Annotated in this window: 3 protein-coding genes; 1 reads left to right on the top strand and 2 read right to left on the bottom strand. The window is 64.7% G+C overall.

What is annotated here, in order from left to right; genetic code table 11:
• Positions 1–436, top strand: a 436-nt coding sequence (locus tag FJV41_RS48715; RefSeq protein WP_281291647.1) for a hypothetical protein, incomplete at its 5' end; no start/stop codon positions are given.
• Positions 437–853: 417 nt separating this feature from the next.
• Here FJV41_RS48715 and FJV41_RS48710 read toward each other — a convergent pair.
• Positions 854–1,765 (bottom strand): DUF2381 family protein, encoded by a 912-nt coding sequence (locus FJV41_RS48710; protein ID WP_141649446.1) that lies wholly within the window; start codon positions 1,763–1,765, stop codon positions 854–856.
• Positions 1,766–1,804: 39 nt separating this feature from the next.
• Entirely contained in the window at positions 1,805–2,326 is a 522-nt protein-coding gene (locus tag FJV41_RS48705) for a hypothetical protein (protein WP_141649445.1), read from the bottom strand.
• Between the last annotated feature and the right edge of the window lie 225 nt (positions 2,327–2,551).

Below are 2,551 nucleotides of genomic sequence, written 5' to 3'. Positions count from 1 at the left end.
CCCGTCACCCGAGCTCGCATCCCCGACACCCAAGACCGTGGTGACGCCTACCCCGTCGCCCGTCTCCACGGAGCAGGTGAGACAGCGCCTCGAGGACTACTTCGGAGACGAGTCTTTTGACACCGCCTGGGCCCGGAGCGCGGAGCAGCAAGCGAAGGACGGCGTGAGGGCCGCGCTGCCAGTCCCCTCGCAGCTCAGGTCCGTCGAGTGCCGGGCCAGCCTGTGCCGCATCGAGACGGAACATGGAGACAGCGAGCAGTCGCTCACCTTCGTGCGCACGGCGTTCATGGATCCGGAGCGACAGGTGTGGAACGCGGCCTTCGTGACGGTGCGCGGCGCGGACTCGACCGACGACCACATCGTCACCGTCACGTACCTGGCGCGAGAAGGCGTGGACCTTCCCATGGAGAGACTGTTCTCTCCGGGGGGAGGATGACCTCGATAGCCACCGCGGATGGGCCACCTGACGACACGAGGCCCAAAGAAAAAGCCCAGCAACCCGTACTGGATTGCTGGGCTTCTCACTGTGGAGGCGGAGGGAATCGAACCCTCGTATGGCCGGTGCGAAAACCCAGCAGAATCGCGCCCTTACCTCGTAACCGTCCAGAACGACTCAACTTCGGTATCCCTCCGCGCCCCATCTCGTCCCGCCCTGTTCCAGTCCATTCCGCAGGCTCGTGCGACATACGTGCAACATGGGAGGGGTGCCTTCATGGGGGCCACCTCCCCCGGTTCAGTCGTGACCTATGGGGACGTCACGTTACCAATCGTCACCGTACGCGCCCCACCAGCCTCCCACAGTATGCGCGGAGCGCCTTCATCGGGGCCCAGCTCCACCGAGGCCAGCCATCACCTATGGGAACGTCACACTGCTGAGGGTCACGGTACGCGGCCCGGCACCCTCCCAAAGCTTGAGTGAGTAGCTCCCTCGGGGAGCGTCGGCAGGAGCCTCAGCTTCAACTACCACTCGCCCTGGTACGTCCAACGTGACGGGCGCGTCCTGCCATACGCGCAGCACCTTCACTTCAACCCCAGTGCTGCTGCGAAGTGCCGCGCCACTCGCCACCCAAGGCGTTTCACTGCGCAGAGCCATCAGCCAAACCTCCAGTGCTACCCGATTCGTCGAGCGGTAGGTGTGGACCTTGATTGGGTCGAGGGCGTTCTTCGGGCCCGAGGTTATCGACTCGGTCACAACTCGTCCGGCCAGACCGCCGACGTCGACGCTGCCCACCGCGAGAAGCCCCGCCAGCCCTCCAGGGGCCCCATGCTCAGAGACGATGCGCGCATTCTCTTCCTGGCAGCGCAAGGTCTCCGCCCGAGCCTCCCTCGTTTCTTCCTGGTACGACTCGACCGTTCTCCTGTTTCGGTACACCTCAACGAGTGCGTCAGCACGCGCGGGATGAACCACGAGCAGGAATGAAGCGCCGACAGGTGCCGCTCCGTCGCGAAACCTCACCGCCATGCGGAACTTCTCGCCCGGACTCACGCGCGCCGAGGGCACCAACCGCATCGTCTTTCGTCCTGAATCTACGTCTGCGAAGAAGTCCCGGCCTTCAAGCTCGGTGGCCTCCTGCACGAGTTCAGAGTCGAAGAGCAGAACCGTGGACAAGCCTGGACTTACTGCCACCTCAACCAACGTTCCGGGCGCATTCGGCTCCAGTTCGATGCGCCGAGCCCCTCCACCCGAGGCCGTGGCTCCCTGTGCTGTCGATGTACCTGCAACGAGCAAGAGCCCCAGGAGAATGGCCGATGATGATGCATGCATCCGTCTGCGACTCCCGCACGTTGTCTTGCGCACGCCACTTCACTCAAACTCGCGCACAGCTCGCACTTCCCCTGTCGAGAAGACTCGTGCCGACGTAGGGCTGTCATCGCCCGGCTTCCGCTCCAAGCCCTTCTCCATTCCCTCGGCTAGCAGCTCCAGGCACACCGGGAAGCTCTCACCTCCAGGTGTGCGCGCACGGGTGAACCGACCATAGACGCGGTCACTCACCGTGAGTCTTCCCGAGAAGATGGTGCCAGATGGCATCCGCTTCCACTTGCCGATCAACCGGAGTTCCGTGGCTCCGTCCTTCACGGCAATAACTTGGGTTCTTTCGACGAGAAACTGCGCACCATAGTAATCGCCCGTTTCGATACCTCGCGCCTCCATCGCTTCGACTGCGCCTGACGGGCACGGCTCAGGAGGGGGCGGTGGGCGCACCTGCGTGCCTGGGCAACCCAGTGCCGAGCAGGCCACCGCCGCGGCAACAACTCTACTCATGATGCCTGTCCCCTTCTTCGCGGGCTTCGGGGGCGTCGAGGTCTCGGTCTTCTGCGTCGTCACGGTGGTTGTCGCCTCAAGTAGCGTCGCTGGAACGGCGACGACCGCAGGGGTGGCCTCCGTTCGGGTAGGGGGAGCTGCGGCCGGGCCAGCTTGGGACGAACTCTCAGGGCGCGCTACTTCCTGACGGGTCGGGATGGCCCCCGCTACGCGTGACGTCCGCCAGTTCCACGCTGCCCCCAACGCGACGAGCACCAGAGCCACGGCCACCACCACTCCCCGCCACCA

This window comes from Myxococcus llanfairpwllgwyngyllgogerychwyrndrobwllllantysiliogogogochensis, assembly GCF_006636215.1.
In the GTDB taxonomy this organism is placed as follows: Bacteria; Myxococcota; Myxococcia; order Myxococcales; family Myxococcaceae; genus Myxococcus; species Myxococcus llanfairpwllgwyngyllgogerychwyrndrobwllllantysiliogogogochensis.
The sequence above is the reverse complement of the archived record's forward strand: the minus strand, read 5'-3'. Positions and strand labels throughout refer to the sequence as shown.

Coding starts and splice junctions, on each gene's coding strand:
- FJV41_RS48710 (WP_141649446.1), bottom strand. CDS start 1,765: ATGCATGCATCATCATCGGCCATTCTCCTGGGGCTCTTGCTCGTTGCA.